At 69.8% G+C, this 25,992-nt stretch carries 14 protein-coding genes and 1 pseudogene; 12 read left to right on the forward strand and 3 right to left on the reverse strand.

What is annotated here, in order from left to right; translation table 11 throughout:
• Window positions 1-58: 58 nt before the first annotated feature.
• The 6 genes from OG912_RS34195 (at window position 59) to OG912_RS34220 (ending at window position 11,454) form a co-directional block, all read left to right on the forward strand.
• Window positions 59-3,241, forward strand: coding sequence for a glycosyl hydrolase 115 family protein (locus OG912_RS34195; RefSeq protein ID WP_327712688.1), 3,183 nt, complete (start codon window positions 59-61; stop codon window positions 3,239-3,241).
• Window positions 3,242-3,276: 35 nt separating this feature from the next.
• Window positions 3,277-3,672 carry a hypothetical protein gene (locus OG912_RS34200; protein ID WP_327712689.1) on the forward strand — a complete coding sequence of 132 codons (396 nt, stop codon included), beginning with the start codon at window positions 3,277-3,279 and terminating at the stop codon, window positions 3,670-3,672.
• A 100-nt stretch (window positions 3,673-3,772) separates the two neighbouring features.
• The gene (locus OG912_RS34205) at window positions 3,773-4,045 is read left to right on the forward strand and encodes a DUF1876 domain-containing protein (RefSeq protein ID WP_073736053.1); all 273 of its coding nucleotides are present in this window, start codon (window positions 3,773-3,775) and stop codon (window positions 4,043-4,045) included.
• 120 nt (window positions 4,046-4,165) lie between these two features.
• Entirely contained in the window at window positions 4,166-5,263 is a 1,098-nt protein-coding gene (locus OG912_RS34210; protein WP_327712690.1) for an NADH:flavin oxidoreductase/NADH oxidase, read from the forward strand.
• A 245-nt stretch (window positions 5,264-5,508) separates the two neighbouring features.
• Window positions 5,509-7,947, forward strand: coding sequence for a GH92 family glycosyl hydrolase (locus OG912_RS34215; RefSeq protein ID WP_327712691.1), 2,439 nt, complete (start codon window positions 5,509-5,511; stop codon window positions 7,945-7,947).
• 219 nt (window positions 7,948-8,166) lie between these two features.
• Window positions 8,167-11,454, forward strand: coding sequence for a LamG-like jellyroll fold domain-containing protein (locus tag OG912_RS34220; protein ID WP_327712692.1), 3,288 nt, complete (start codon window positions 8,167-8,169; stop codon window positions 11,452-11,454).
• A 214-nt stretch (window positions 11,455-11,668) separates the two neighbouring features.
• On the opposite strand, the pseudogene OG912_RS34225 reads toward OG912_RS34220, so the two are convergent.
• Window positions 11,669-11,927, reverse strand: a pseudogene (locus tag OG912_RS34225) (hypothetical protein); the annotation flags it as partial.
• Between the two features lie 309 nt (window positions 11,928-12,236).
• Here OG912_RS34225 and rph point away from each other — a divergent pair.
• Window positions 12,237-14,843 carry a rifamycin-inactivating phosphotransferase gene (gene rph, locus OG912_RS34230; protein WP_327712693.1) on the forward strand — a complete coding sequence of 869 codons (2,607 nt, stop codon included), beginning with the start codon at window positions 12,237-12,239 and terminating at the stop codon, window positions 14,841-14,843.
• 50 nt (window positions 14,844-14,893) lie between these two features.
• Complete coding sequence (locus OG912_RS34235; RefSeq protein WP_327712694.1) at window positions 14,894-15,421, forward strand: GNAT family N-acetyltransferase; 528 nt, start codon at window positions 14,894-14,896, stop codon at window positions 15,419-15,421.
• A 238-nt stretch (window positions 15,422-15,659) separates the two neighbouring features.
• Here the strand turns inward: OG912_RS34235 and OG912_RS34240 are convergent, their stop codons facing one another.
• Both OG912_RS34240 and OG912_RS34245 read right to left on the reverse strand, forming a co-directional pair.
• On the reverse strand, window positions 15,660-18,005 hold the full coding sequence (locus OG912_RS34240; protein ID WP_443061049.1) for an AbfB domain-containing protein: 2,346 nt from the start codon (window positions 18,003-18,005) through the stop codon (window positions 15,660-15,662).
• A 100-nt stretch (window positions 18,006-18,105) separates the two neighbouring features.
• Window positions 18,106-20,553: an RICIN domain-containing protein gene (locus OG912_RS34245; RefSeq protein WP_327712695.1), complete on the reverse strand. Its 2,448-nt coding sequence runs from the start codon at window positions 20,551-20,553 to the stop codon at window positions 18,106-18,108.
• 470 nt (window positions 20,554-21,023) lie between these two features.
• Here OG912_RS34245 and OG912_RS34250 point away from each other — a divergent pair, with 470 nt between their 5' ends.
• From OG912_RS34250 to OG912_RS34265, 4 genes are all read left to right on the forward strand, one after another.
• Window positions 21,024-22,109: an ABC transporter substrate-binding protein gene (locus OG912_RS34250; RefSeq protein WP_326734578.1), complete on the forward strand. Its 1,086-nt coding sequence runs from the start codon at window positions 21,024-21,026 to the stop codon at window positions 22,107-22,109.
• A gap of 172 nt (window positions 22,110-22,281) precedes the next feature.
• A complete protein-coding gene (locus tag OG912_RS34255) occupies window positions 22,282-23,967 on the forward strand; it encodes a sugar ABC transporter ATP-binding protein (RefSeq protein WP_327712696.1) in 1,686 nt (561 codons plus the stop codon).
• Window positions 23,964-24,938, forward strand: coding sequence for an ABC transporter permease (locus OG912_RS34260; RefSeq protein ID WP_327712697.1), 975 nt, complete (start codon window positions 23,964-23,966; stop codon window positions 24,936-24,938). The genes OG912_RS34255 and OG912_RS34260 overlap by 4 nt, the downstream gene beginning before the upstream one ends.
• Window positions 24,935-25,984 (forward strand): ABC transporter permease, encoded by a 1,050-nt coding sequence (locus OG912_RS34265; protein ID WP_327712698.1) that lies wholly within the window; start codon window positions 24,935-24,937, stop codon window positions 25,982-25,984. Before OG912_RS34260 ends, OG912_RS34265 begins: the two co-directional genes overlap by 4 nt.
• The last annotated feature ends 8 nt before the right edge of the window (window positions 25,985-25,992 follow it).

A 25,992-nucleotide genomic window follows, 5' to 3' on the forward strand; every position in this document is an offset into this window, starting at 1 on the left:
CTGTTCCGGGCGCCCATCCACCCAATTTGTCATGAATGTGAACAAATAGGAGAGCAGTATGGACGACAACGTCCCGCAGTACACCGGCCGCAGAAAGGTGCTGGGTCTCGGGCTGGGTCTCACCGCACTCACCGCGACCCCCCTCGGCTCCCTCCTCGGTCTGGCCACCGAGGCGTCCGCGAGCGGCCATGGCCCTGCGGTGCGGCCGACCGACCCCGGCGCGTACATCTCGTTCACACCCCGGCGCGGCAGCTTCGCACTCGTCAGGAACGGGCGCGCGGCCCCGATCCTGGTCAGCGACCGCGACTGGGCCGGCGTCGTCCGGGTGGCCGGAGACCTCCGGAGCGACATCGAACGGGTCACCGGCGTCCGCCCCGAGCTCTCGCACGGCGCGGCACCCAAGGGCGACGAGATCACGATCATCGGCACCGTGGGCCGCAGCCCGCTGATCGACGGACTCATCGCCCGGGGCAGGCTCGACGTCTCCGCGATCCGGGGCAAGTGGGAGACCAGCCTCCAGACCGTCGTCGACAAGCCGATGCCCGGGGTGGAGCGCGCACTTGTGATCGCGGGCAGCGATCAGCGGGGCACGATCTTCGGTACGTACGACGTCTCGCGCGGCATCGGTGTCTCGCCCTGGTACTGGTGGGACGACGTCACCCCCGTACACCGGGACGAGATCCATGTCCTGCCCGGCCGGCACACCCAGGGCACCCCGGCCGTGAAGTACCGCGGTTTCTTCATCAACGACGAGAACCCGGCGCTCGGCACCTGGGCCCCCGCCTACTTCGGCCCCGGCAAGGCGCCCGGCTTCGAGGGAGGCTTCAACGCCGACTTCTACGCCAGGATCTTCGAGGTGATGCTGCGCCTCAAGGCCAACTACCTCTGGCCCGCCGTCTGGGGACGGGCGTTCGCCGAGGACGACCCGCTCAACCACGCCACGGCCAAGGCGTACGGCGTCGTCATGGGCACCTCGCACGAGGCCCCCATGATGCGCGGCATCGAGGAGTGGAACCGGCACGCGGTCGCGGCGGTACGCGACAGTGCGGGCACCATCACCACCCCCGGCCACGACCCCTACGGCGGCACCGGCGAGTGGTCCTTCCGTCGCAACGCCGAGGCGATCAAGGCCTACTGGGCCGACGGCATCCGGCGGATGAAGGACGAGGGCTTCGAGGGTGTCGTCACCCTCGGCATGCGCGGCAACGGCGACGTCAGCCTCCCCGACGGCGACGGCATCGAGCTGATGACCGAGATCATCGCCACCCAGCGGAAGATCCTGGCCGAGGTCTCCGGCAAGGACGTCACCACGATCCCGCAGGTCTGGACGCTCTACAAGGAGGTCCAGCGCTACTGGGACCGCGGACTGCGGGTCCCCGACGACGTCACGGTGGTGCTCACCGACGACAACTGGGCCAACATCCGCAAGCTGCCCGACCTCGCCGATGACGTCCGAGAGGGTGGTTACGGCCTCTACTACCACTTCGACTACGTCGGGGTCGGCCGCAACTACAAGTGGGTGGACACCGCTTCCCTGCCCAACATGTGGGACCAGCTCCACCAGTCCGTCGCCTACGGCAACCACGGCCTGTGGATCACCAATGTCGGTGACCTCAAGGGCAACGAACTGCCCACGCAGTTCTTCCTGGAGTACGCCTGGAACCCCGAGCGCTGGACCCTGGACCGGCTGCCGGAGTGGGAGGAGCAGTACGCCCGGCAGAACTTCGGCGAGAAGGAGGCGGCCGCGGTGGCCGGCGTGCTGCGCACGTACGCCCGGCTCCAGTCGCGGCGCAAGCCCGAACTGCTCAACCGGAAGATCACCCTCGACCCGGCCAAGGACCCCGCCACGGACAGCTCGGCGATCGTCTACGACGACCGGGCGACTCCGTTCAGCATCGTCGACTACCGCGAACTGGAGCGGGTCACCGAGGAATGGCGCACGCTCGGCGCCGAGGCCGAACGGGTCGGGCGTCGGCTGCCGGCCTCCGCCCAGGACGCCTGGTACGAACTGGTCGGGTACGAGGTGCGGGCCACCGCCAATCTGTACGCGCTGCGCGCGGCGGAGTTCACCAACCTGCACTACGCCGCCCAGGGGCGGGCCCTGACCAACGACCTGGCGGCCGCCGCCGAGGCCCGGCTCGCCGACGACCTGGCCCTGGCCGACCGCTTCAACAACCGGGTCGCAGGGGGCAAGTGGCAGGGCTTCCAGACCCAGCCGCACATCGACTACGGCGACGTGGAGCGTTACGGCCCGAACGCGCCCTGGCAGCAGCCCGAGATCAACAACGTCGCGCTCAAGGACGTGCTCTTCCCGGCGGTCAAGCGCATCGACCTGCCGGCCGGCGCCGAGATGGGTGTGGCCGTCGACGGCTCGGCCGCATGGTGGCCGCACGAGCAGAGCCCGGCTGTGCTGCCGGTCTTCAGCCCGTACCAGAGCCAGCCCGCCCAGTACATCGAGGTGTTCAACCGGGGCACCGCTCCGTTCGACTACCGCGTGCGCACCGGCGTCTCCTGGCTGACCGCGGACCGCGTCCGGGGCCGGGTCGACCAACAGGACCGGATCACCCTGCGCGTCGACTGGGACGGGGCCCCGAAGGGGGTCACCGAGGTGTCGGTCACCGTCACCGGGCCGGACGGGGCGGAGGTGGTCGTCAAGGCGGTCGTCGACCGTCCCGCGCTGTCCCGCTCACGCCTCGACGGCTTCGTCGAGGCCAACGGGTACGTCTCCGTAGAGGCCGACCACTACAGCCGGGCCGTCGACGGCGGCGGCATCAGCTGGCAGCGCATCCCGGACATCGGCCGGACCGGCGCGGGGATGGAACCCTTCCCGGTCACCGCCGCCCGGCAGACCCCCGGCGGCAACAGCCCGCGGCTGGAGTACCGGGTCAGCCTGTTCACGACCGGCCCGGTCACCGTCCACGCGTATCTGTCGCCCCGCAACAACCCGCTGCCGACCGACGGACTGACGTACGCGGTCTCCTTCGACGACGCCGCACCGCAGTCGGTGAACGTCACGAAGGTGACGGGGGCCGACGACGGCACCATGAACGCGCAGTGGGCCCGTAACACCTCCGACAACGTCACCATCACCAGTACGGTGCACCACATCACCGCCGCCGGAGTGCATGTGCTGAAATTCTGGATGGTCGACCCCACGGTGGTGCTGCAGAACCTGGTGGTCGACACCGGCGGCCTCAAGCCCAGCTACCTGGGCCCGCCGGAGAGCCTCCGGCTGGGCTGAGAAGCCCGGAGTCCGGGCAGGGGAGAGCAGAGCGAATGAAGAGCGGCAACGACGACACCGGCGCGTCGACCGAATACCTGGAGGTGACCCCCGTGGGCACGGGGGTCGAGATCAGGGTCGGCGCACCGTCGGGAGAGCTCTCACTGATCTGCACCCCGGAGCGGGCCCGGGAACTGGCCACCGCTCTCGGCCTCGCGGCGGACGAGGCCGAGAGCGTGGCGTCGGCGGACCCCGTCACCGTCAGGGCGGACGATCTGCGTCGTGGAGACGTACGCGACGGCGACCGCGCCATGACGGTCGACGCCGTGCGGATCGACGGGGCCACCGCCCATGTCACCTGGAAGTCGGCGGCCGGTCGCAGCTGGAACCAGCTCTACGACGCCGACGCCCGCATCACGCTCCGCCGCCGCGGCCGGCAGCCCGGGGCCTGAGCGCACCGGCCGCCGCAACCTTCGTTCCACGCATCCGCCCTGTCGTGCGTCGCCGCGCTGCGAGGCGCACCCTGGAGGGGAGGCTACGGAGGTGAGCGCCATGACACAGACGGCTGTCGGATGGCACATCGAGCTGGAATTCGAGGAAGACACCCATCGCACGCGCGCGGCCGCTCTGGTGCGGCTCTCCGACGGGAGTGAGGTACGCGCCCACGGCTACGCCAGCCGCCATCCCTCGGACTCCGAACAGCCCCGGGTGGGCGAGGAGATCGCGGGGGCCCGCGCACTCAACGAACTGGCGATGAAGCTGCTGACCAAGGCCCACGACGAGATCGACGAGGAGTCCGGCCGTACGTCGTACCCGCTGACCTGACCGTGGATGGTCCGGGCTCTTCGCGTCGCCTTGTACGAGAGGCATCGTAATTTGACGGACGTCGTAGTACGGGATGTATCGTACTAGCGATCCTTCCGTACCCGCGAAACGGAGTCCGTCGTGAGTGTCCTTTTCGAGCCCTTCACCCTGAGGTCGCTTGTCGTGCCCAACCGGGTATGGATGGCACCCATGTGCCAGTACAGCGCCGAGGCGGAGGGCCCCGAAACGGGCGTGCCCACCGACTGGCACTTCGCCCATCTCGCAGCCCGCGCCACAGGTGGCACCGGTCTGGTCCTCACCGAGGCGACGGCCGTCAGCCCGGAGGGGCGGATCAGCCCGGCCGACCTCGGTATCTGGAACGACACCCAGGTCGCGGCGTTCCGCCGTATCACCGACTTCGTCAAGGCTCAGGGCTCGGCCGTCGGAATCCAGCTGGCACACGCCGGCCGCAAGGCGTCGACCGCCGCCCCCTGGACCGGCGGCGGACCGGTCGGCCCGGACGCGCACGGCTGGACGCCCGTCGCCCCCAGCCCGCTGCCCTTCGACGCCGGCTACCCCGTCCCCCACGAGCTGACCGTCGACGAGATCCAGGCGGTCGTCGCAGACTTCCGCGAGGCCGCCCGACGCGCACTCGAGGCGGGCTTCCAGGTCGCCGAGGTCCACGGCGCGCACGGCTACCTCGTCGGACAGTTCCTGTCGCCGCACAGCAACCACCGCACCGACGCGTACGGCGGCAGCTTCGAGAACCGGACCCGCTTCGCCCTCCAGGTCGTCGACGCCGTACGGGAGGTGTGGCCCGAGGACCTGCCCGTCTTCTTCCGCATCTCCGCCACGGACTGGCTCACCGAGAACGCCGAGGACGAGCGCGAGGGCTGGACCGCCGACGAGACCGTGCGCCTGGCCGGGGAACTCCGCGCCCACGGCGTCGACCTGCTGGACGTCTCCACCGGCGGAAACGCTCCCCGCGCCCGCATCGCGACCGGACCCGGCTACCAGGTCCCCTTCGCCGAGCGGGTGAAGCGGGAGACCTCCCTCCCCGTCGCGGCCGTCGGCCTGATCACCGACCCGCAGCACGCCGAGAAGATCCTCACCGAGGGCAGCGCGGACGCTGTGCTCCTCGGGCGCGAACTGCTGCGCAATCCGTCATGGGCGCGTAATGCGGCCCGCGAACTGAGTGGCACGGTGCACGCCCCCGAGCAGTACGGCTACGCGATCTGACCCGGCCCGAAGCCCTCCCCGCATCGTCCCGGCCGTCTCGCGAGGGCGGCCCGCGGGGAGGGCGGTTGCGTACGTACCGTCCGGATCGCGGCATCCGTTCATCGCGCGTTCACCCGGGATGACGGCCGAGGCATTCCCTCCCGCGCCATGGGGATCTACGCTCGGCCGCGAATCGATCAACGTTGTCACCGGCCGGACCCCGGCCGGTGACAACGTTGTCCGGACTCCCTGGAAGGTACCGCGACATGCCCCCCAGACCGCTGACCGCGACTCGGCGCCTCGCCGCGCGAACAGCCGCCGTGGTCATCACCGGCACGCTGGCCGCCGCCGCCCTGCCGCCCGCCGCGCAGGCCGCGGCGCCCGTCACCCGCCCCACCGCCTACGTGGACCCGCTGATCGGCAGCGCCAACGGCGGCAACACCTTTCCCGGCGCCACCCTCCCGTACGGGATGATCGCCTGGTCGCCGACGAGTACCACGGGCGACCAGACCGGCACCGGCGCCGCGAACGGCTACGAGTACGGCGCCACCCGGCTGCGCGGACTGAGCCTCACCCATGTCAACGGCGCCGGCTGCAACCCCGGTGCGGCCGGTGACATCCCGATCATGCCCTTCGTCGGGGACGTCACCACCTCGCCGTCCGCCGACACCAAGGACGCCGTCTACGCGGCGAACTTCTCGCACGACGACGAGCGCGCCGTCCCGGGCAGGTACACCCTCGGCCTCGACTCGGGTGCCAGTGCCGACCTCGCGGTGAGCCGCCGCGCGGGCGTCGCCGACTTCGCCTTCCCGGCGGGGAAGCCCGCGAACCTCCTCTTCCGGGTCTCCAATTCGCTCAACGGCAGCGAGGATGCCCAGGTGGCGATCGACACCGCGCACCGGAAGGTCACCGGCTCGGTTCTCACCGGGGCCTTCTGCGGCCGGCGCGCCAACGGCGGCACCAACAACCGCAAGAGCTACTACCGCCTCTACTTCAGTGCCTCCTTCGACCGCGGCTTCTCCTCCACCGGTACCTGGAAGGACGGCACGATCGCTCCCGGCTCGACCGCCGGCAGCGGCGGCGAGGGCTACGCCACCGGAGCGGACCGGGCGGGCCGCGGGTCGGGGGGCTGGGTCGGCTTCGACACCACGTCCGACCGCGACGTCCACATGCGGATCGGCATCTCCTACGTCAGCCAGGCGGGCGCCGAGGCCAACCTGAAGGCGGAGATCGCCCCGCGCGCGAGGGTGGACGAGGTGGCGGCCGCCGCGAGCCGGACCTGGGACCGGGAGCTGAACTCCGTACGCACGACAGGCGGCACCGAGGACCGGCGCACCACCTTCTACACCACGCTGTACCACTCACTGATGCAGCCCAACCTGGTCAGCGACACCGACGGCCGCTACCCGGGGATGGACGGGCAACCGCACCGGATCGAGCGCGGACAGGGGGCGCAGTACAGCAACTTCTCCGGCTGGGACCAGTACCGGGCCCAGATACAACTGCTCGCCCTCCTCAAACCGGAGATCGCCGGGGACTTCGCCCAGTCGCTGTACAACTTCGCCCGGCAGAACGGCGGTGTGTGGGACCGCTGGGTCCACGTCAACGGCGCCACCCATGTCATGACCGGTGACCCCACCGCGGCCACACTCGCCACGTTCTACGCCATGGGGGTACGGAACTTCGACTACGAGGGGGCGTACGAGTCGCTGGCGCGACAGGCGACCGTCCCCGTCGACGACGGGCTCTCGGACGCCGGCTGCCCGGGGCAGTGCACAGGTCAGCGGCCCAACCTGGCCCAGTACCTGGAATCCCACTACGCGCCGCAGGACGTCTGCCACTGCTGGGGCGGCGCCGCCGAGACGCTGGAGGACGCGGTCGCCGACGCGGCGCTCGGACGCTGGGCGAAACTGCTCGGGCGTGACGAGGAGGCCAGGGCCTTCGAGGAGCGCGGCGGCTGGTGGCGCAACGTGTACAACCCCGACGCCACGGACGGCACCGGCACCGAAGGCTACATCCAGGCCCGCAATCTCGACGGCTCCTGGGTCGGGCCCTTCAGCCCGGGCAGCGACCGGGGCTTCGCACAGGGCACCAGCGCGACGTACACCTGGATGGTCCCGCAGGACGTCCAGGGACTCGCGGAGGCCATGGGCGGCCGGGACGTCGCGGCCCGGCGCCTGGACGGCTTCTTCCACAAGGCGGACGGCTCCTGGTCGGTGAAGGGTGGCGACGCGGTGCGCTATGACCCCACCAATGAGCCGGGTATCCACGCCCCTTGGCTCTACAACGCCCTCGGGCAGCCGTGGAAGACCCAGGAGACCGTCCGCGAGATCATGAACACGGTCTACGGCACGGGCCCGCGCGGGCTGCCGGGCAACGACGACCTGGGCACCATGTCCGCCTGGTACGTCTTCTCCGCGCTGGGTCTGTACCCGCAGGCGCCGGGCGGCGGCGAACTGCTGCTGGGCGCGCCGTTGTTCCCGAAGGCGGTGATCGGCCGGCCGCACGGCAAGGACATCACGATCACCGCCCCGGCAGCCGATGCCGCCCATGCGTACGTCGACGCGGTGACGGTCGACGGGCGCGTGCATGACCGTTCGTGGACGGACGCGAGCCTGCTGGCCAGGGGCGGGAATCTGGCCTACCGACTCTCCGTGACGGCCAATACCTCGTGGGCCACGGACCCATCGGGGCTGCCGCAGTAGTCGGACCCCGACCCTGCGCCGGATCCCCGCGTCCCGATCGCGGCGATCCGGCGCGGGCATCGGCAGGGTCTGGCCCGGCTAATTTATATCGTTGAAAATTCTCTGTGCACGACTGTTGTTTTGCGTTTGGTGCTGTGGCTCAATGTTCGATTGTGTGCTGTGCCTCACAGGTTCGAGGCACTTCAGCTCTCTCGACAGGACGACGCCTTGAGACGACAAATGCCCCGCCCCCGCGCTCTGTTCCGAACGGCGGCCCTGGCCGCAGCGCTGCTGATCCCCGTCGGGGCCACCCTGGTCCCGGCCGCCGCAGCCACCCCCGCCGCAGCCGCCGGCGACGCCACCGCGACCACCTTCAAGGCCGGGGACCCGGCCACCGCCGCCCACGGCCTGAAGGGCGAGTACTTCAGCATGTCCGCGCCCGGCGCGCGGGACTTCGACAAGCTCGGCGGGACTGCCCTCGACCCGCAGATCAACTTCCCCGGTCTCACCGGCACGTTCGAGTCCACCACCGGCCGGACCGAGAACACCACCGCCCGCTGGACCGGCAGCATCACGGCCCCCGAGGACGGCGACTACACCTTCGCCGCGAGTGGCGACAACGGCTTCCGGCTCTTCATCGACGGCCAGGTGGTTATCGACCACTGGGAGCCCGACTGGGACAACGAGCAGACCAGCAAGCCGGTCGCACTCAAGGCCGGTGAGCCGCACACGTTCAAGCTGGAGATGTTCCAGGACACCGGCGGCGCCAACATGTTCCTGCGCTGGTCCAGCGCGACGCTCGCCCGGCAGATCGTGCCCGAGTCCGCGTTCACCCCGCCGGCGGACTTCGAGGTCTACCCCATCGGGCTGAGCGTCGCGGACGACGGCCTGAAGCTGCTGGCGACGTTCGAGGACAAGGTCGGCGACTACGCGGCGCTGAAGGACCACCTCACCATCGAGGCCGACACCTCACCGATCCCGGTGAAGTCCGTCGCCCGGGTTCCCGGCAACGCCAACGCGCTGGCCGTCACCCTGACCGGCCCCGTCCTCAAGGGCCAGCAGGTCAGGTTCGCGTACGACGGCGAAGCCGGTCTGCTGGCCGGCGGCAAGGCCGTTCCGCAGATCAGCCGCACGGCCACGAACCTGTCCACGCACCGGCTGACCACGACCTGGGGCGACAAGGTCGACCGCAACCACCCGCTGCCCGAGTACCCCCGGCCGCAGCAGGTGCGCGACGACTGGAAGAACCTCAACGGCCCGTGGGAGTTCGCCGGGGCCGAGGCCGGTGAGAAGCCCGTCTTCGGTAAGAAGCTCGGTGAGCGCATCACCGTGCCCTACCCGGTCGAGTCGCAGCTCTCCGGACTTGAGCGCCACGAAGACCACATGTTCTACCGCAAGCTCGTCACCGTTCCGAAGAACTGGTCCGTGAAGGGCGGCAAGGGCGACAAGAGCGCCGAGGCCAACCGCCTGAAGCTCAACTTCGGTGCCGTCGACTACCAGGCCACCGTCTGGGTCAACGGCAAGCAGGTCGCCGAGCACACCGGCGGCTACACCGCCTTCAGCGCGGACATCACCGACGCGGTCAAGGGCAGTGGTCAGCAGGAGATCGTCGTCGCGGTCACCGACACCACCGGCGCCGACCAGCCCACGGGCAAGCAGTCCGCCAACCCCGGTGGCATCTTTTACACCGCCTCGTCCGGCATCTGGCAGACCGTCTGGATGGAGCCCGTCGCCCCGGCGGCCGTCGACTCCCTGACGACCACCCCGGACATCGACAAGGGCCGGCTCGCCCTGACGGTCAACTCCGAGGACGCCTCGGACTCCGCCCGGATCACTGCCGTCGCCCGCGACAAGAAGGGCAAGGTCGTCGGCACGGTCAGCGGCCCGGCCAACCGGGAGCTGAGCCTGCCGGTCTCGAAGCAGCACCTGTGGACGCCCGACGACCCCTACCTCTACGACCTGAAGGTCACCCTTGACGACGGCCGCTCCAAGGACACCGTCGACAGCTACTTCGGCATGCGGTCCTTCGGCATCGCCAAGGTCGGCGGCTACCAGAAGCTGGTCCTCAACGGGAAGCCGTTCTTCTCACTCGCCCAGCTCGACCAGGGCTTCTACCCCGACGGCCTGAACACGGCACCCAGCGACTCCGCTCTGCTCTTCGACCTGAAGGCGCAGAAGGACCTGGGCTTCAACTCCGTACGCAAGCACATCAAGGTCGAGCCCGCACGCTGGTACTACCACGCCGACCAGCTGGGTCTTCTGGTGTGGCAGGACTTCGTCTCCGGCAACCTCACCGGCGAGAAGGGCCACAAGGCCTTCCTCGACCAGGGCGCCGAAATGATGAAGCAGCTGCACAACTACCCCTCGATCGGTGCCTGGATCGTCTTCAACGAGGGCTGGGGCGAGTGGGACCGCACCGAGACCGGCAAGATCACCGAGCAGGTCCAGGCCGCCGACCCCTCCCGCGTCGTCAACGCCCACAGCGGTGTCAACTGCTGCAACTCCAAGGGTGATTCGGGCAAGGGCGACATCATCGACCACCACGACTACAACAACACCGACCCGGCCTTCCCGGACGACAACCGTGCGGCGATGGACGGCGAGCACGGCGGCTTCACCCTGCGGAGCCCCGGGCACATGTGGCCCGGCGCGCCCACCGCGATCTACAGCGGTGTCGCCGACAAGGCCGCGCTGACCGCCAAGTACGTCGAGAACACCCGTAAGTACTACCTGGAAGCGGCCGGGGCCGAACTCTCCGGCTCCATCTACACCCAGGTGACCGACCTGGAGAACGAGCTCAACGGCCTCTGGACGTACGACCGCCGTGAGATCAAGGTCGACCCCGCCCAGGTGCGCAAGATCAACCGGGAGGTCATCGCCGCCGGCGCGGCCGCCGGCGCGCGGGACGAGGTCAAGGGCGGCGGCGCCTGGTCCCTCGACGAGAACAAGGGCACCAAGGCCGCCGACAGCGGGCCGAACCACAAGGACCTCACCCTCTCCGAGGGCACGTCCTGGACGGCCGGCGTGCACGGCTCGGCGCTGAAGTTCAACGGTGAGGGCCAGTACGCCGAGACCTCGGGCCCGGTCGTCGACACCACCCGCGACTACACCGTCTCCGCCTGGGCGTCCCTGGACGCGCTCCCCGGCAACTACGCCACCATCGTCAGCCAGGACGGCCGGCGTCAGGAGAACCCGTTCTACCTCCAGTACGGACAGGGCGGGTTCGCCTTCTCCACCCCGGGCGCCCAGCGGGCCCGGCTGGAGATGAAGCCCGAGCTCGGCCAGTGGTACCACGTGGTCGGTGTACGCAGCGGTGACGAGATCAAGCTGTACGTCGACGGCAAGCTCGCCGCGACCGCGCCGGCCGGGACCGCCGATGTCAGCAGCGGCGCGCTGTCCGTGGGCCGCGCCAAGTGGTCGGGCGGCAACACCGACTTCTGGAACGGTTCCGTCGACCAGGTCGCGGTGTACGACAGGGCACTGACCGCCGACGAGGTGAGCGCGCTGCACGACACCGAGCAGCCGTAGCCGTCGGCTGTCGCGAAGAGCTGAACCACTGAGCCGCTGCCTGCGGTCGCCCCGTGCGACGGCAGGCAGCGGCATCTGTGGAATCGGCGATGCCGAGCCGTGTCTGCGCCTCACGTCGGGGTACTGCCGATCACCGTGCCGGAGACGGCCGGTCAAGGACACCCCGGCAACGATCCGGGCACTCGGCCTCGCCCCGGCCACGCTGCGACGGGGTTCAGGCGATGAGCAGGCGGAGGACGGGATCTGCCGCGTCGAGCTCGGCGAGGTCGCTGTTGCGCTCGTCCCACCGGCCGGATCCGAGGTCGGCACCGAGGCTTCGTACCGCCCGCGAGGACGGCGGCGAACTCGGGCAGGTAGTCGCGGGTGAGTCAGAACCGGTCCTGCCATCCGGGCTCGTCGGTGTCGAACGTGAGCACCACCACATGGCAAAGGCAAGGAGAGAGGTCTCTCCTTGCCACTCTCAACATATAGCGCGCCGGGGGGCTTGCCGCAAGGCCCGGGTTACGGTGCAGAATCGTCGGCCGATGCCACAACCTGCGGAAATGGGAGCACGACGTGCGTGTGTTGTTGTCGGCGTCCGGGGGGTGCGGTGACGTCGAATCAGAGATGCGGTCGCGACCCCTCGGGGCGGCGCTGCGGGGTCGGGTGCCGCCCGACTCGTCAGAGGCAAGGGAACGCGGGATGAGGACGTGCTCGACAAGAGGTGCGGCAGAGTGGAAGGCGCCGGTGATTCGATCGGCCACCGCAAGGCAACGGAGCACGGCAGTCTCGGAGGTGGCGCAATGACTGAACAGTACGTCCGGGATCTGGAAGAGACGGACGAGACGCAGGTAGCGCTCGTTGGCGGCAAGGGCGCGCACCTGGGCGGGCTGTCGCGGATCGAAGGCATCCGCGTGCCGGACGGCTTCTGCGTGACGACGGACGCGTTCCGCCGGATCATGGCGCAAGCACCGTCGATCGGCGACCGGCTGGATCAGCTGTCGCTCGTGGACCCGGACGACCGGGAGGCGATCCGCACCCTCAGCGCACAGATCCGTCGGACCATCGAAGGGATCGCCGTCCCGGACGGTCTCGCGGCGGCGATCACCCGTGCGCTCGCCCGGCACGGCGAGCAGGCCGCATACGCCGTCCGGTCCAGCGCGACGGCGGAGGACCTGCCGACGGCCTCGTTCGCCGGCCAGCAGGACACGTATCTGAACGTCGTCGGGCCGACGGCCGTGCTGCGGCACATCAGCCGGTGCTGGGCATCGCTGTTCACCGAGCGCGCCGTGACCTACCGCCGGCGGAACGGCATCGACCACCGTACGGTCCACATGGCCGTGGTCGTGCAGCAGATGGTCTTCCCGGAGGCCTCCGGCATCCTGTTCACGGCCGACCCCGTCACGGGCAACCGGACGATCGCCACCGTGGACGCCGGCTTCGGCCTCGGCGAGGCCCTGGTCTCGGGCCTGGTGAACCCGGACGTCTTCAAGGTGCGAAACGACGAAGTCGTCGCCAGGACGATCTCCGCCAAAGAGCGTGCCGTTCACGCCCTGGCGACCGGTGGTACGCAGGAGGTGACGGTCGACGCGCAGCGGCAGGAGCAGCCGGCACTGACGGATGCGCAGGCCGTGCGGCTCGTGCGGCTCGGGCGGCGGATCGAAGCACACTTCGGCCGCCCGCAGGACATCGAATGGTGCCTGGCCGACGACGAGTTCCGGATCGTGCAGAGCCGGCCGATCACGACACTGTTTCCCGTGCCGGAGGCCGGCGACCAGGACAATCATGTCTACGTCTCCGTCGGCCATCAGCAGATGATGACCGACCCCATGAAGCCCCTGGGATTCTCCATGTGGCAGCAGACGGCCATGGTGGCGATGCACGAGGCAGGCGGGAGGCTGTTCGTCGACGTCACCCGGCGCCTGGCCTCGCCCGCGAGCCGCGCCGGCCTTCTGGACGTCATGGGGAAAGGCGATCCGCTGGTCAGGGACGCTCTGGAGACCGTCCTGGACCGCGATGGCTTCGTCCCGTCGCTCCCGGACGCGGCTCCCGGAGGGCCGCCGGCCGGAAGCGCGCCCGCCCCGGTCGAAACCGATCCGGCCATCGTCACCGAGCTGATCGAGCGGAGCCGGCAGTCCATCGCGGCTCTGGAGCGCGACATCCGGACGAAGACCGGTCCGGCACTGTTCGACTTTCTGCTGGCGGCCTTCGACGAGCACAAGCGCGTCCTCAGCGACCCACTGAGCATGCAAGTCATCATGGCGGGGATGGAGGCCACCTGGTGGCTCAACGACAAGCTGGAGGAGTGGCTGGGCGAGAAGAACGCGGCTGACACGCTCACGCTGTCCGCACCCGACAACATCACGTCGGAGATGGGGCTGGCGCTGCTCGATGTCGCGGACGTGATCCGCCCTAATCCGGAGGTGGTGGCGTTCCTTCGCGGCGTCGAGCACACCGGGGACGAAACCTTCCTGGACGAGCTGGCGAAGCTCGCGGGCGGGACCGGAGCGCGCGATGCCATCGAGGCCTATCTCGACCGGTACGGCATGCGCTGCGTCGGCGAGATCGACATCACGAGGCCGCGGTGGAGCGAACGCCCCACCACGCTCGTGCCCGTGATCCTCGACAACGTCAGGAACTTCGAGCCGGGAGCCGCCGCGCGGCGCTTCGAGCAGGGGCGGCAGAAGGCGCAGAAGAAGGAACAGGACGTGCTGTCCCGCCTGCGTGCCCTGCCGGACGGGGACCGGAAGGCGGACGAGGCCAAGCGCATGATCGACCGGGTCCGCACCTTCATCGGGTACCGGGAGTACCCGAAGTACGGCATCATCGGCCGCTACTTCGTCTACAAGCAGGCTCTGCTGGCGGAGGCGGAGCGCCTCGTGCGGGCCGATGTGCTTGCCGAGAAGGAGGACATCTTCTACCTCACGTTCCAGGAGCTCCACGACGTGGTGCGCTCGAACCAGGTGGACGATCAGCTGATCCAGCAGCGCAAGGACGAGTTCCGGTCGTACCAAGCGCTCACACCGCCCCGGGTGCTCACCTCGGACGGCGAGGCCGTCACCGGGGCCTACCGCCGCGACGACGTGCCGGACGGCGCCCTGACCGGCCTGGCGGTTTCCTCCGGGACCGTCGAGGGAAGGGCCCGCGTCATTCTTGACATGGCGGAGGCAGATCTCGAAGCGGGCGACATCCTGGTCACGGCCTTCACGGACCCCAGCTGGTCGCCGCTGTTCGTCGGTATCGCGGGTCTGGTGACGGAGGTCGGCGGCCTGATGACCCATGGTGCGGTGATCGCCCGGGAGTACGGCTTGCCGGCCGTCGTGGGCGTGGAGCGGGCGACCCGGCTGATCCGGGACGGGCAGCGGATCCGCGTGCACGGAACCGACGGGTACATCGAGATCCTGCCTTGACCGGCCGCACCGGGAAGAGCATCCATGGCTTCCGGCCGGACGGAGCCGGCATGACCACCGTGAGGATCGAGGAATGGGAGATCCGGCGCCGTCGATACGCCGACCTGAGCGCGTGCGTGGCAGCACTGGCCACCGTGCACGAGGCGGACCGCTACCCCGCCGAGTGGCCGGCCGACCCGGCACGCTGGCTGACGCCCGATGACATGCTCGATGGCTGGGTGGCCATGGAAGGTCCGGACGTTCTGGGGCATGTGGCACTGCCCCGTACCGACCACGTCCTGGCGGCGGATACGGGACTGCCGCCGGAGGAACTGGCCTCGGTGGCCCGGCTGTTCGCCACGGCGTCGGCCCGTCGGCGCGGCGTGGCACGTGCGCTGCTCGACACCGTGACGACGGCCGCGGCAGCCGAGGGCCGGCGACTGGTCCTGGAGGTGGAGGACGGCGGCAGGGCGGCCATCGCCCTCTACGAACGCACGGGGTGGCGCCGTGCCGGCAGCCGCCCCGGCGACTGGACGACGGCCGACGGCCGGACGGCGCTGCTGCACACGTACGTGGCCCCGGCTGAAGGAATTTGCTAGGGCCTTTCGTTTGGATCAGGCCGGATCAGGGAGCGGGGTCCGGTGCGTGCAGCTGCAAGGCGGAGGAGGGAGTCACTGCGGAGCATGGGTGACCGATGACAACGCGGCAGATGTGCGTGCCGGAGCCCGCGAGCCCGGCCTGATCCAAACGAGAGGCCCTAGGGGCTCCGGACCGACGGCCAGGACGCGACGCATGTGCGTCGGGTCCTGGCCGTGGGCGGGGGAGCAGACGGTCAGGTCACGGTGCCCAGGGCGCCTCCACCGCCCAGGTGGTGTCCTCGGCGAACGTGGCCGGGTTGTCCCAGGCGTGCCCACCGCCCGGCGTGGCCAGCCACACCTCCGAGTCGATGTGGCGCAGATAGCTGCCCGGCAGATTGGCGCTGGACAGCCGTACCCCTCCCGTACCGGCGATGGCGCACCAGGTGGCGTCGGCCTTGAAGAGCGCCGAGCCGTCATCGGCGTCCCGTCGCACCCGGAAGTCGCGGTGCCGGAGGAACTCGCCGGGATAGTTGCGGGACTCCAGCGAGTAGCAGTTGCTGTTGGCGAGCCCGGTGACGATCTTCCAGGTGGCGTCGTTCTTCAGCAGCGTGCTGCTCGCTCCGCTGACGACCTCGGTGAAAGCGAGCGCGTCCTGATGGCGCAGGTACTTGTCGGTGTAGCCAGGGGTGGTGACGCGCAGGGACTTGTACTGTCCGGTGGGCAGGGTCACCGGCGGGGCGGGGTTGCGTGAGGCGTTGACGAGCGCCTGGTTGGCGGCCTTCACGCGTGCGGTGTCCACCTTGACGACCTGGCGGTCGTAGGTGAGCAGCCCGTTCGCCTCGTTCTCGACGTCGGTGATCTCCGTATACACCGAGGCGGACAGGCCTGCGGGCAGCTGGCCGACACGGATGCTGTCGAGCAGCCCGACGAAGCGGTCGTTGAGTGCCGCGACGCTCGCCTGGTCCTCGTAGCTGAAGCCGCCGCCGGGGAACCACTCGTGCCCGGGGACCTTGTAGCCGAGGCCGCCGAACTCGCCGAGGACGGCCGCCCGGGTCGCCGTCGGCGCGGTGTTGCCGGGGCCGACGTAGACGTGGTGGTCGACCACGTCCCCGTTGCCGCCGTCCACCGAGCCGCAGCAGTTGACCCCGCTCATGTTGTTCACCAGCCGGGACGGGTCGTACGCCTTCACCTCATTGGCGATCCTGCCCTGGTCGTACTGCCCCCAGCCCTCGTTCTGGTCGACCCACATCACCAGCGAGGGCGAGCTGCGGTGCTGGTCGATGACGGCGTGGAACTCGGCCTCCCACTGGGTGCGGGCCGCCGCGTCGGGACTCTTGCCGGTGTCCATGGCGGGCATGTCCTGCCAGACCAGCAGTCCGAGCTTGTCCGCCCAGTAGAACCAGCGCTGCGGCTCGACCTTGATGTGCTTGCGGACCATGTTGAAGCCGAGGTCCTTGTGGGCCTGGAGGTCCGACTTCAGGGCGTCGTCGGTCGGCGCGGTGTAGATGCCGTCCGGCCAGTAGCCCTGGTCCAGGGTGCCGGTCTGGAAGACGAACTTCCCGTTGAGGACGGGTCGCAGTACGCCGTCGACCTTCGCCACGGCGATCGACCGCATGCCCGTGTAGCCGGCGGCCGAGTCCGTGACGGCCGAGCCGTCCAGCAGCTCCGCCTTCACGTCGTACAGGAACGGGTCCTCCGGAGTCCATAGATGCGGGTTCGGCACCGGAACGGAGATCTCGGAGCCGACGGTCCCGGTGGCCGTGCCGACCACGTTCCCGCCGCTGGAGACGGTGACCCGGGTGCTGCGGCCGGACGCGGACGCGCCCTGCACCTTCACCCGCAGCGTGCTGTCGCCCAGGTTCGGTGTCATGTCGAGGCGGGTGATGTGGGCGGCCGCGACCGGCTCCAGCCACACCGTCTGCCAGATGCCGGAGGCCGCGGTGTAGAAGATGCCGCCGCCGGTGTGCGGCTGCACGTCATTGATGCGCTGTTTGCCGACGGCCTGGCCGCCCGTCTGCGTCGGGTCGTACACGGAGACCACGACCGTGTTCGTACCCCCGTTGAGCTGCGGGGTGATGTCGTACGCGAACGAGTCGTAGCCGCCCTTGTGCGCACCGACCTGGGTGCCGTTGACCCAGACCGTGGTCTGCCAGTCGGACGCGCCGAAGTTGAGTACGACCCGGCGGCCGTTCCAGTCGGAGGGCACGGTGAAGGTGCGCTTGTACCAGAGCTTGTCGTTCTCGGTGATCTTCCGCTGGATGCCGGAGAGCGCGGACTCCGCGACGAACGGCACGCGGATCCGATCAGGGAACGAGGACGGCTGCCCGGCGTCCCGGCCGGTCACCGCGAAGTCCCAGATGCCGTTGAGGTTGGCCCAGTCGGGCCGGGTCAGCTGCGGGCGCGGGTACTCCGGCAGCGGATTGTCGACGGGGACCCGGTCGGTCCACGGCGTCGTCATCGGGGACGGTTTGGGTGCCCAGGAGGCGGCACCGGCGGGCGCGGAGCCGACTCCCACCAGCGTCGAGGACACCAGCGCCAGCAGTCCGGTCGTGGCGATCGCCCGTCTCCACCACGGCCTGCGGCCGGGCACACGTAAACGGCTCATTGGTTCGTCTCCTTCGCCGGGGGCTGCCCCGGTACGGGGAAACTCCCCGCGCCGGGTGGCGCGGGGAGCGGTGCGGGATGTGCGGACGAACGGTCGGGGGTCAGACGAGCTGCCAGAGGTGGTCGTCGGTGCCGTTGTCGTCGAACTGGACGACGTGGGCGCTGTCCTGGGTGGACATGTTGTCGACGCCGAGGACCTTGCCGGAGTGGCGGTTGCGGACGCGGTACCAGCCGTCGCCGTCGGGGACCAGCTGCCAGAGGTGGTCGTCGGTGCCGTTGTCGTCGAACTGGACGACGTGGGCGCTGTCGGCGGTGGACATGTTGTCGACGCCGAGGACCTTGCCCGAGTGACGGTTGCGGATCCGGTACCAGCCGTCGCCCTCCGGGACGAGCTGCCAGTCGTGGTCGTCGGTGCCGGTGTCACCGAACTGGACGACGTGCGCGCTGTTGGCCGTGGACATGTTGTCGACGCCGAGGATCTTGCCGGAGTGGTGGTTGCGGATCCGGTACCAGCGGTCGGAGAGCCAGGGTGCCGCGCCCGGACCGGCCGTGGGGAACGAGGTGATGCGCAGCCGCGCCGCCCCCATCGGAACGAGCGTGATCTCCTCCACCGGCTCCGTGCTGCCGGCCGGGCCGTCCTGGAGCGGGGCGACGACGTGCTCGCCGTCCGCCGTCCATTCCGGGATCCGCCGGGCCTTCGCCGTCATGGTCAGCGGGGTGCCGTCGAGCGTGAACGGGTTGGCGTCCTTGGCATGGCGCACCGTGTGGTGGCGCAGAGAGGCGGCCGGCTTCCGGTCGTCGAGTACGAGGCCGTAGTTCCACGGACTCGTGGCGTGCACCGCGTACTCCGGGAACTGCTCGGTACCGCCGATGCGCTCGTACGTCTCACCGATGCGCAAGGAGTACGTGAGCGGGCCGCGGTCCACGCTCACGGCTCCGTGGTTCTGCTCCCAGGTGCGGACCGTGGTCTTCTGCGGGAAGCAGAGGGTCACCTTGTCGCCGTCCGCCCAGGTGCGGTCGACACGGGTGAAGGCCGGACCTGCGGGGGCGTCGACCGGACGTCCGTTGACCTTGATCTCCGGGCTGTCGCACCAGGCGGGAACGCGCAGCACCAACGGGAACGACAGGCGCTTCGGTGCCTTCAGGGTCAGCGTGACCGTGTCCGTGAAGGGGTAATCGGTCTCCTCCGTGAAGGTGACCTCGGTGCCGTCCGCGACCTTCGCGGTGACCTCGCAGCTCGCGTACATCGCGGCGGCGAGACCTCCGTCCGGTGTGGCGAGCCACAGCTCCTCGACGAAGTAGGGCCAGCCCATGCCGTAGTTGTGCGGGCAGCAGCGGTACTGGTCGACGCCGGGCAGGAACGCCTGCATGGCGAAGCCGTTCTGGAACTGCCGGTCCTTCTTGGGGGCGTTGTCCAGGTCGACGCTGTTGGCGCTGGTGATGTAGTGGACCGCCTTGCCGGACGGGTCGAGCGAGGCGGGCAGCGAGTTGAACGCCAGCTCCTCGCAGCGGTCGGCCCACAGCGGGTCGCCGGTGATCCGGGTGAGCAGCTGGTGGCTGGCCATGAACTCGACGATTCCGCAGGTCTCGAAGCCCTGCCGGGGGTCGCCGTGCCCGGGGCGCGCGTTCTCGTCCCCGGCGAATCCGCCGCCGGGGAACTGACCGTACTGGTCCATCGCCTTGCCGTACGTTCCGTACGTGTTCCGGGTGTCGTCGGCCGAACCGCTGCGCAGCGCGTACTGGGCGGGCTCGCGGAAGCCCTGCGCGATGTTCACGTTGTGCAGGTTGACCAGGTTGTCGCCCCAGTCGGCGCCGTTCGCGTGGATCTTGTCGGCGAGGTCCAGGAGGAAGGTGTCGCCGGTGCGGTTGAAGAGCCAGAAGACGCTGTCCAGGCCGTCGCCCCAGCGCAATGCGATCCAGCTGGTGTTGAAGGCGCCGGGCCCCTGGGCGTTCATGTAGCGGAAGAACCGGCTGAGGAAGGGGATGACCCGGGTGTCACCGGAGTGCTCCTGCCAGGAGCGCAGGGCCTGGATCAGCGGCAGGAAGGGCCAGAAGTCCGGGCCGCCGTTCAGGGACGTACGCAGCGCCTTGGGGCCGAAGAAGCCGTCGGACTGCTGGGTGGTGAGAATCGCGTCGAACCAGCGGCGCACCGCGGCGAGTGCCTTCGCGTCGCCCGTGACGATCGCGAGGTCGGTGTATCCGCGCAGCCAGTACGGGACCTCCTCCCAGCCGCCCAGCTCGGGGCGGACCCAGCCGGTGGCCGTGAAGTCCAGGAAGTGCGAGAACTCCTCGTAACGGCCGCACAACCCGTCCAGCTGGAGCTTCAGTTGTCCGGCCAGCCAGCCGCGCGCGGTGACCTGTCCGGGCGGCAGCTTCAGGAACGCCGTCGGGTGCAGGGGCGCGGCGTTGGGGGAGTAGTGGCCGCCGTGGGCGGGCTTCGCGCGGTGCTCGGCCGCGGTCGCCGTGGTGGCCCAGCGGCCCGATGCGGCCGTGGTCGCGGCGACGGTGGCCAGCGCGCCGGCCATGAGTTGTCTGCGGTTCAGGGGCATGGAAGGGCTCCTGCTCTCGGCCGGCCGGGCGGGGCTCCGGCCGGGGGGACGGCACATGACAGTGCAGGTCTCGCCACGGACGCTGTGGGGCGACCGGAAGGGTTGCGCGGCAAGTTCTTGCAACGTTGGAAAAATGGGTCCGGCGGTATGACAGCACGGCGTCGGGCCACTGTCCAGGGGTGCGGCGGTATCCGGGGCCGCGGGATCCGTCCGCCGGTGCCGGGCAACTCCGACACATTTTGGAAACGCATCGACAACGCTCTTGCCGCCTGCGCCGCGGCGCCTATATAACGTTGTAAACCGAGCCGCCGAGAGGCCGCGCAGACCTTCACGACCGCAGTTCGTCCAGGTGGCGGGGTCGTGAGGAATGCAGTGACATCAGCCGCCGAGCGGCAGCCGATGCATCGTCCAGCCATGCCCGACCGCACGCCCATCGGCGTGCCGTCATCCCCGCCAAGGAGCTCCCGCGCATGATGATCCAGCGCCGAACCCGTACCCTCGCCGTGGCCTGCCTCCTCGCCGCCACCGCCACGCTGGCCGCCTCCGGCTGCTCCAAGTCGGAGACCTCGGACACCGCGACCACCGACAGCAGCCAGGGCGCGCAGGCGGCCAAGTCCCCGGAGTCCTCTTCCGGTTCGGGCTGCTCGCTGCAGACCTACGGCGCGCCGAAGCTGGACCTGAAGAACGCCGTGGTCGGCTTCTCCCAGTCGGAGAAGGAGGCCAACCCGTTCCGGATCGCCGAGACCCAGTCCATCAAGGACGAGGCCAAGAAGGTCGGCGTCAAGAAGCTGCTCACCACCAACGCCCAGTCGCAGCTGTCCAAGCAGATCAGCGACATCCAGGACATGCTCTCCCAGGGCGCCCAGTTCCTCATCGTCGCTCCGCTGAACTCCGACGGTCTGGAGCCGGCGCTGAAGGCCGCCGCGGCCAAGAAGGTCCCGGTCCTCACCATTGACCGCAAGGTCAACTCGACCGCCTGCAAGGACTATGTGGCCTTCCTCGGCTCCGACTTCGTGGAGCAGGGCAAGCGCGCCGCGGACGCGATGATCAAGACGACCGGTGGCAAGGGCAAGGTCGCCATCCTGCTCGGCGCCTCGGGCAACAACGTCACCACCGACCGCACCAAGGGCTTCGTCGACCAGCTCAAGGCCAAGGCCCCCGGACTGGAGATCGTCGCCCAGCAGACCGGTGAGTTCGCCCGCGACAAGGGCCAGCAGGTCATGGAACAGCTGATTCAGTCCAAGCCCGACATCACCGCCGTCTACGCCGAGAACGACGAGATGGGCCTCGGCGCCGTCACCGCGCTGAAGGCCGCCGGCAAGAAGCCCGGCAAGGACGTCAAGATCGTCTCCGTCGACGGCACCCGTAACGCCGTCCAGGCCCTGGTCAACGGCGAGTACAACGCCGTCATCGAGTCGAACCCGCGCTTCGGGCCGCTGGCCTTCGCGACCGCCCAGAAGTTCTACGGCGGCGAGGAGATCCCGGAGAACGTCATCATCACCGACCGCGCCTACGACGAGTCCAACGCCAAGGCCTCGCTCGGCGGCGCGTTCTGACCGGAACCCGCCCCACCTGCCCGGACCGCCGGCCGGCGCCGGTCGTGTACTGATCCGTACGCGGCCCCCGGCCCGAACCGGACCTGCCGGACCACCCGCCGCCGTGACGTCGCCACCCGTCACGGCGGCCCCGGGCCCCCACCCTTGGAAGAGCGGAAGGCCAAGAACAGCCATGGCACCACCCGAAGCAGTACCGCAGCCGCCGCAGCCGGCCGCCGGCCCGAAGGAGGCATCCGCGCCGGGCGTCGTCGGAAAGGATGCCGCTGCACCGGTCACCGGCGCACCGCAGGCCCCCGCACCGGCCGCGGCAGTCCTCGAAGCCCGCTCGGTGAGCAAGCGATTCCCCGGCGTCGTCGCCCTCGACGATGTCTCCTTCTCCCTGCGTGCCGGGGAGACCCACGCACTCGTCGGGGAGAACGGAGCCGGAAAGTCCACCCTGATCAAGGTGCTGACCGGCGTCTACCGGCCCGACGAGGGCGAACTGCGGCTGGCCGGCGAACAGATCACCTTCGCCCGCCCGTTCGAGGCGCAGCAGGCAGGCATCTCCACGATCTACCAGGAGGTGAACCTCGTCCCGCTGATGAGCGTGGCGCGCAACATCTTCCTCGGCCGGGAGCCCAAGAACCGGCTGGGCCTGATCGACTTCGCCCGGATGCATCGCGAGACGACCGAACTCCTCGACGGCTTCGGCGTACGCGTCGATCCGAAGAGGCCCCTGCACACCCTCGGCATCGGCACCCAGCAGATGGTCGCGCTGGCCCGCGCCGTCTCGGTCAACGCCCAGGTCGTCATCATGGACGAGCCCACCTCCTCGCTGGAGCCGCGCGAGGTCGAGACCCTCTTCCGGGTCATCGAGGACCTGCGCGCACGCGGCATCGCCGTGCTCTACGTCAGCCACCGCATGGACGAGCTCTACCGGATCTGCGACCGCGTCACCGTGCTCCGCGACGGCCGGCACATCCACACCGGGGACCTCGCCGACCTCGACCGCATGCAGCTCGTCTCGATGATGCTCGGCCGCGACATGGCCGAGGTCCGCCGCTCCGGCCTCACCAACTTCGGTTCCGAGGGCCACGACGCCTCCCGCACCCCGGTGCTCACCGCGACCGGCCTCTCCCGCGACCACCAACTGCACGACATATCCCTGTCGTTGTACGCGGGTGAGGTGCTCGGCCTCGGCGGGCTCCTCGGCTCCGGCCGCAGCGAGACAGCCAAGGCCCTGGCCGGCGCACTGAGCCTGGACTCCGGCGAACTCGGCATCGGCGGCCGCACCCTGCGCCGCCTCACCTCCGCAGGCGCCATCCGGGCAGGCATCAGCCTGCTGCCCGAGGACCGCAAGGCCGAAGGCATCGTGCCCGGCCTCTCGGTCCGCGAGAACATCGTGCTGGCCGCGATGCCCCGCCTCTCCCGCGCCGGCATCGTCTCCCGCGCCAAGCAGGACCGCGTCGTCGACATCTTCATGAAGCGGCTGCGGATCAAGGCCGCGAGCCCCGAGCAGAAGGTCGGCGAGCTCTCCGGCGGCAACCAGCAGAAGGTCCTGCTGGCCCGCTGGCTCTGCCTGGAGCCCAAGGTCCTGCTGCTCGACGAACCCACCCGCGGCATCGACGTCGGCGCCAAGGCCGAGGTCCAGAGCCTCATCGACGACCTCGCCCGCGAGGGCCTCGCCGTCCTGCTCATCTCCTCCGACATCGAGGAACTGATCGAGGGCGCCGACCGCATCGTCGTCCTGCGCGGCGGCGCGGTCGCGGGCGAACTGTCGGGTGACGAGGTGGCGGAGAGCCATCTGCTCGAAGTGCTCGCCGACCACTCACCGGCGCCCGCAGGGAAGGCCCCGGCCGCCAAGGAGGACCCCCGATGACCCAGGCCGCACTCTCCACCCCCGCAGCCCGGCCGCCGGCCCGGCTGCGCGACCCCGCCTGGTACCAGGAGTACGGCGTCTACCTCGCCGTCGCGGTCGTCCTCCTCTTCAACGCCCTGTTCACCGAGCACTTCATGACCGCGGACAACCTCCGCACCCAGCTCGTGCAGGTCGCCCCGATCGTCATCGTCGCCCTCGGCATGGCGCTCGTGATCGGCACGGAAGGCGTCGACCTCTCCGTCGGCTCGACCATGGCACTGGCCACCGCGCTGCTGCCGCTCTACCTCGGGTACGGGCTGGTGCCCGCCCTCGTCATGGCGCTGCTGGCCGGCGCCGTCGTCGGCGCGATCAACGGCTCGCTGGTCTCCCTCGTCGGGCTGCAGCCGATCGTCGCCACCCTCGCCCTGTTCGTCGGCGGCCGGGGCCTGGCGCTGGTCATGGCGGACGGTCAGCTCAAGCAGATCGTCAACCCCGACCTGCTCTCGCTCGGCACCGGTTCCTTCCTCGGTATTCCGCTGGTCGTGCTCATTGCCGCAGTCCTCGCGGTCGCCGTCGCCTTCCTGGTCCAGCGCACCACCTTCGGCCGCCAGGTCGTCGCCATCGGCGGCAACCGCTCCGCGGCCGCCCTCGCCGGACTTCCCGTACGGCGGGTGCTCATCGGTGTGTACGTGCTCTGCGGCGTTCTGGCCGCCCTGGCCGGCATCCTCGCCACGGCCAGGCTCACCGCCAGCGACCCCTCCTCACTCGGCACCCTCATGGAACTCTCCGCCATCACGGCGGTCGTGGTCGGCGGCACCCCGCTCAACGGCGGCTCCATCCGGGTCCTCGGCACCGTCGCCGGAGCCCTGCTGATGCAGCTGCTGCGCGCCACCCTCGTCAAGCACGACCTGCCCGACTCCACCGCACAGATCGCCCAGGCGGCCATCATCATCGCCGCCGTCTACGTCGCCCGGGAGCGTCGGTCCCGATGAACGAAACCTCACCCGCACCCGTGGCCCAGGCCCCGGTACCGCGCAAGACCCCGACAGCCGCCGACGGCGCCACACGCACACCCCGCCCCGCGGCCGGGCAGCGCATCGCCGAACTCCTCCAGCGCCAGGGCGTGCTCGCGGTCCTGCTCACGGTCGTGATCGTCGCGTCCTTCATCTACCCGACGTTCGCCACGCTGGACAACGCCCGCGGCGTGACCATCCAGGCCTCGTTCCTGGCCGTCGTGGCACTCGGCATGACCATGGTCATCATCACCGGCGGCATCGACCTGTCCGTCGGATCCGTCTTCGCGCTGGGCGGTGTGCTCGCCGCCTGGGCCTCCCAATGGGGCTTCCTGGCCGCCCTGTTCGTCCCGCTCCTGGTGTGCGGCGCGATCGGGCTGCTCAACGGCTTCCTCGTGGCCCGCGCCGGGATGGCCCCCTTCATCGTCACGCTCGCCACCCTGCTGGGGGCGCGCGGCCTGCTTCTCGCGTTCACGGACGAGGGCGCCACCACCTATCTGGTACCCAAGGGCTCCGCCTTCGCCGAGCTCGGACAGGGCAGTATCTGGGGCTTCGGCTACCCGATCCTGATCGCCCTGGCGCTGTTCGGCATCGGCGGACTGCTCCTCCAGCGCACCTCGTTCGGGCAGACGCTCTTCGCGGTCGGCGGCAGCAGTGACGCGGCCACGCTGATGGGTTTGCCCGTCGCCCGTACCAAGATCCTGGTCTACACGCTCAGCGGGCTTCTGGCCGGACTCGCCGGCGCGCTCAACGCCGCCAGGCTCTCCTCCGGCGTCACCATCGTCGGCGTGGGCATGGAACTCGACGCGATCTCCGCCGTCGTCATCGGCGGCACCCTCCTGATCGGCGGCGCCGGGTCGATCAGCGGAACCCTCTGGGGTGTGCTGCTGCTGGCCGTCATCCAGAATCTGATCAATCAGATCGGCTCGCTGAACTCCTCCTACCAGTCGGTCGTCAGCGGAGGGTTCCTTATCGTTGTCGTGGTGGCCCAGCGCTATCTGGCGCGCAGCCGCAGAACCACCTGAACCGGTGC

The sequence above is a fragment of the Streptomyces sp. NBC_00464 genome (assembly GCF_036013915.1).
Lineage (GTDB): Bacteria > Actinomycetota > Actinomycetes > Streptomycetales > Streptomycetaceae > Streptomyces.

Excerpts from the sequence above, each read along its gene's own strand:
- OG912_RS34195 (WP_327712688.1), top strand. The coding sequence starts at position 59 with ATGGACGACAACGTCCCGCAGTACACCGGCCGCAGAAAGGTGCTGGGT.
- OG912_RS34200 (WP_327712689.1), top strand. The coding sequence starts at position 3,277 with ATGAAGAGCGGCAACGACGACACCGGCGCGTCGACCGAATACCTGGAG.
- OG912_RS34205 (WP_073736053.1), top strand. The coding sequence starts at position 3,773 with ATGACACAGACGGCTGTCGGATGGCACATCGAGCTGGAATTCGAGGAA.
- OG912_RS34215 (WP_327712691.1), top strand. The coding sequence starts at position 5,509 with ATGCCCCCCAGACCGCTGACCGCGACTCGGCGCCTCGCCGCGCGAACA.
- OG912_RS34220 (WP_327712692.1), top strand. The coding sequence starts at position 8,167 with ATGCCCCGCCCCCGCGCTCTGTTCCGAACGGCGGCCCTGGCCGCAGCG.
- rph (WP_327712693.1), top strand. The coding sequence starts at position 12,237 with ATGACTGAACAGTACGTCCGGGATCTGGAAGAGACGGACGAGACGCAG.
- OG912_RS34235 (WP_327712694.1), top strand. The coding sequence starts at position 14,894 with ATGACCACCGTGAGGATCGAGGAATGGGAGATCCGGCGCCGTCGATAC.
- OG912_RS34240 (WP_443061049.1), bottom strand. The coding sequence starts at position 18,005 with ATGAGCCGTTTACGTGTGCCCGGCCGCAGGCCGTGGTGGAGACGGGCG.
- OG912_RS34245 (WP_327712695.1), bottom strand. The coding sequence starts at position 20,553 with ATGCCCCTGAACCGCAGACAACTCATGGCCGGCGCGCTGGCCACCGTC.
- OG912_RS34250 (WP_326734578.1), top strand. The coding sequence starts at position 21,024 with ATGATGATCCAGCGCCGAACCCGTACCCTCGCCGTGGCCTGCCTCCTC.
- OG912_RS34255 (WP_327712696.1), top strand. The coding sequence starts at position 22,282 with ATGGCACCACCCGAAGCAGTACCGCAGCCGCCGCAGCCGGCCGCCGGC.
- OG912_RS34260 (WP_327712697.1), top strand. The coding sequence starts at position 23,964 with ATGACCCAGGCCGCACTCTCCACCCCCGCAGCCCGGCCGCCGGCCCGG.
- OG912_RS34265 (WP_327712698.1), top strand. The coding sequence starts at position 24,935 with ATGAACGAAACCTCACCCGCACCCGTGGCCCAGGCCCCGGTACCGCGC.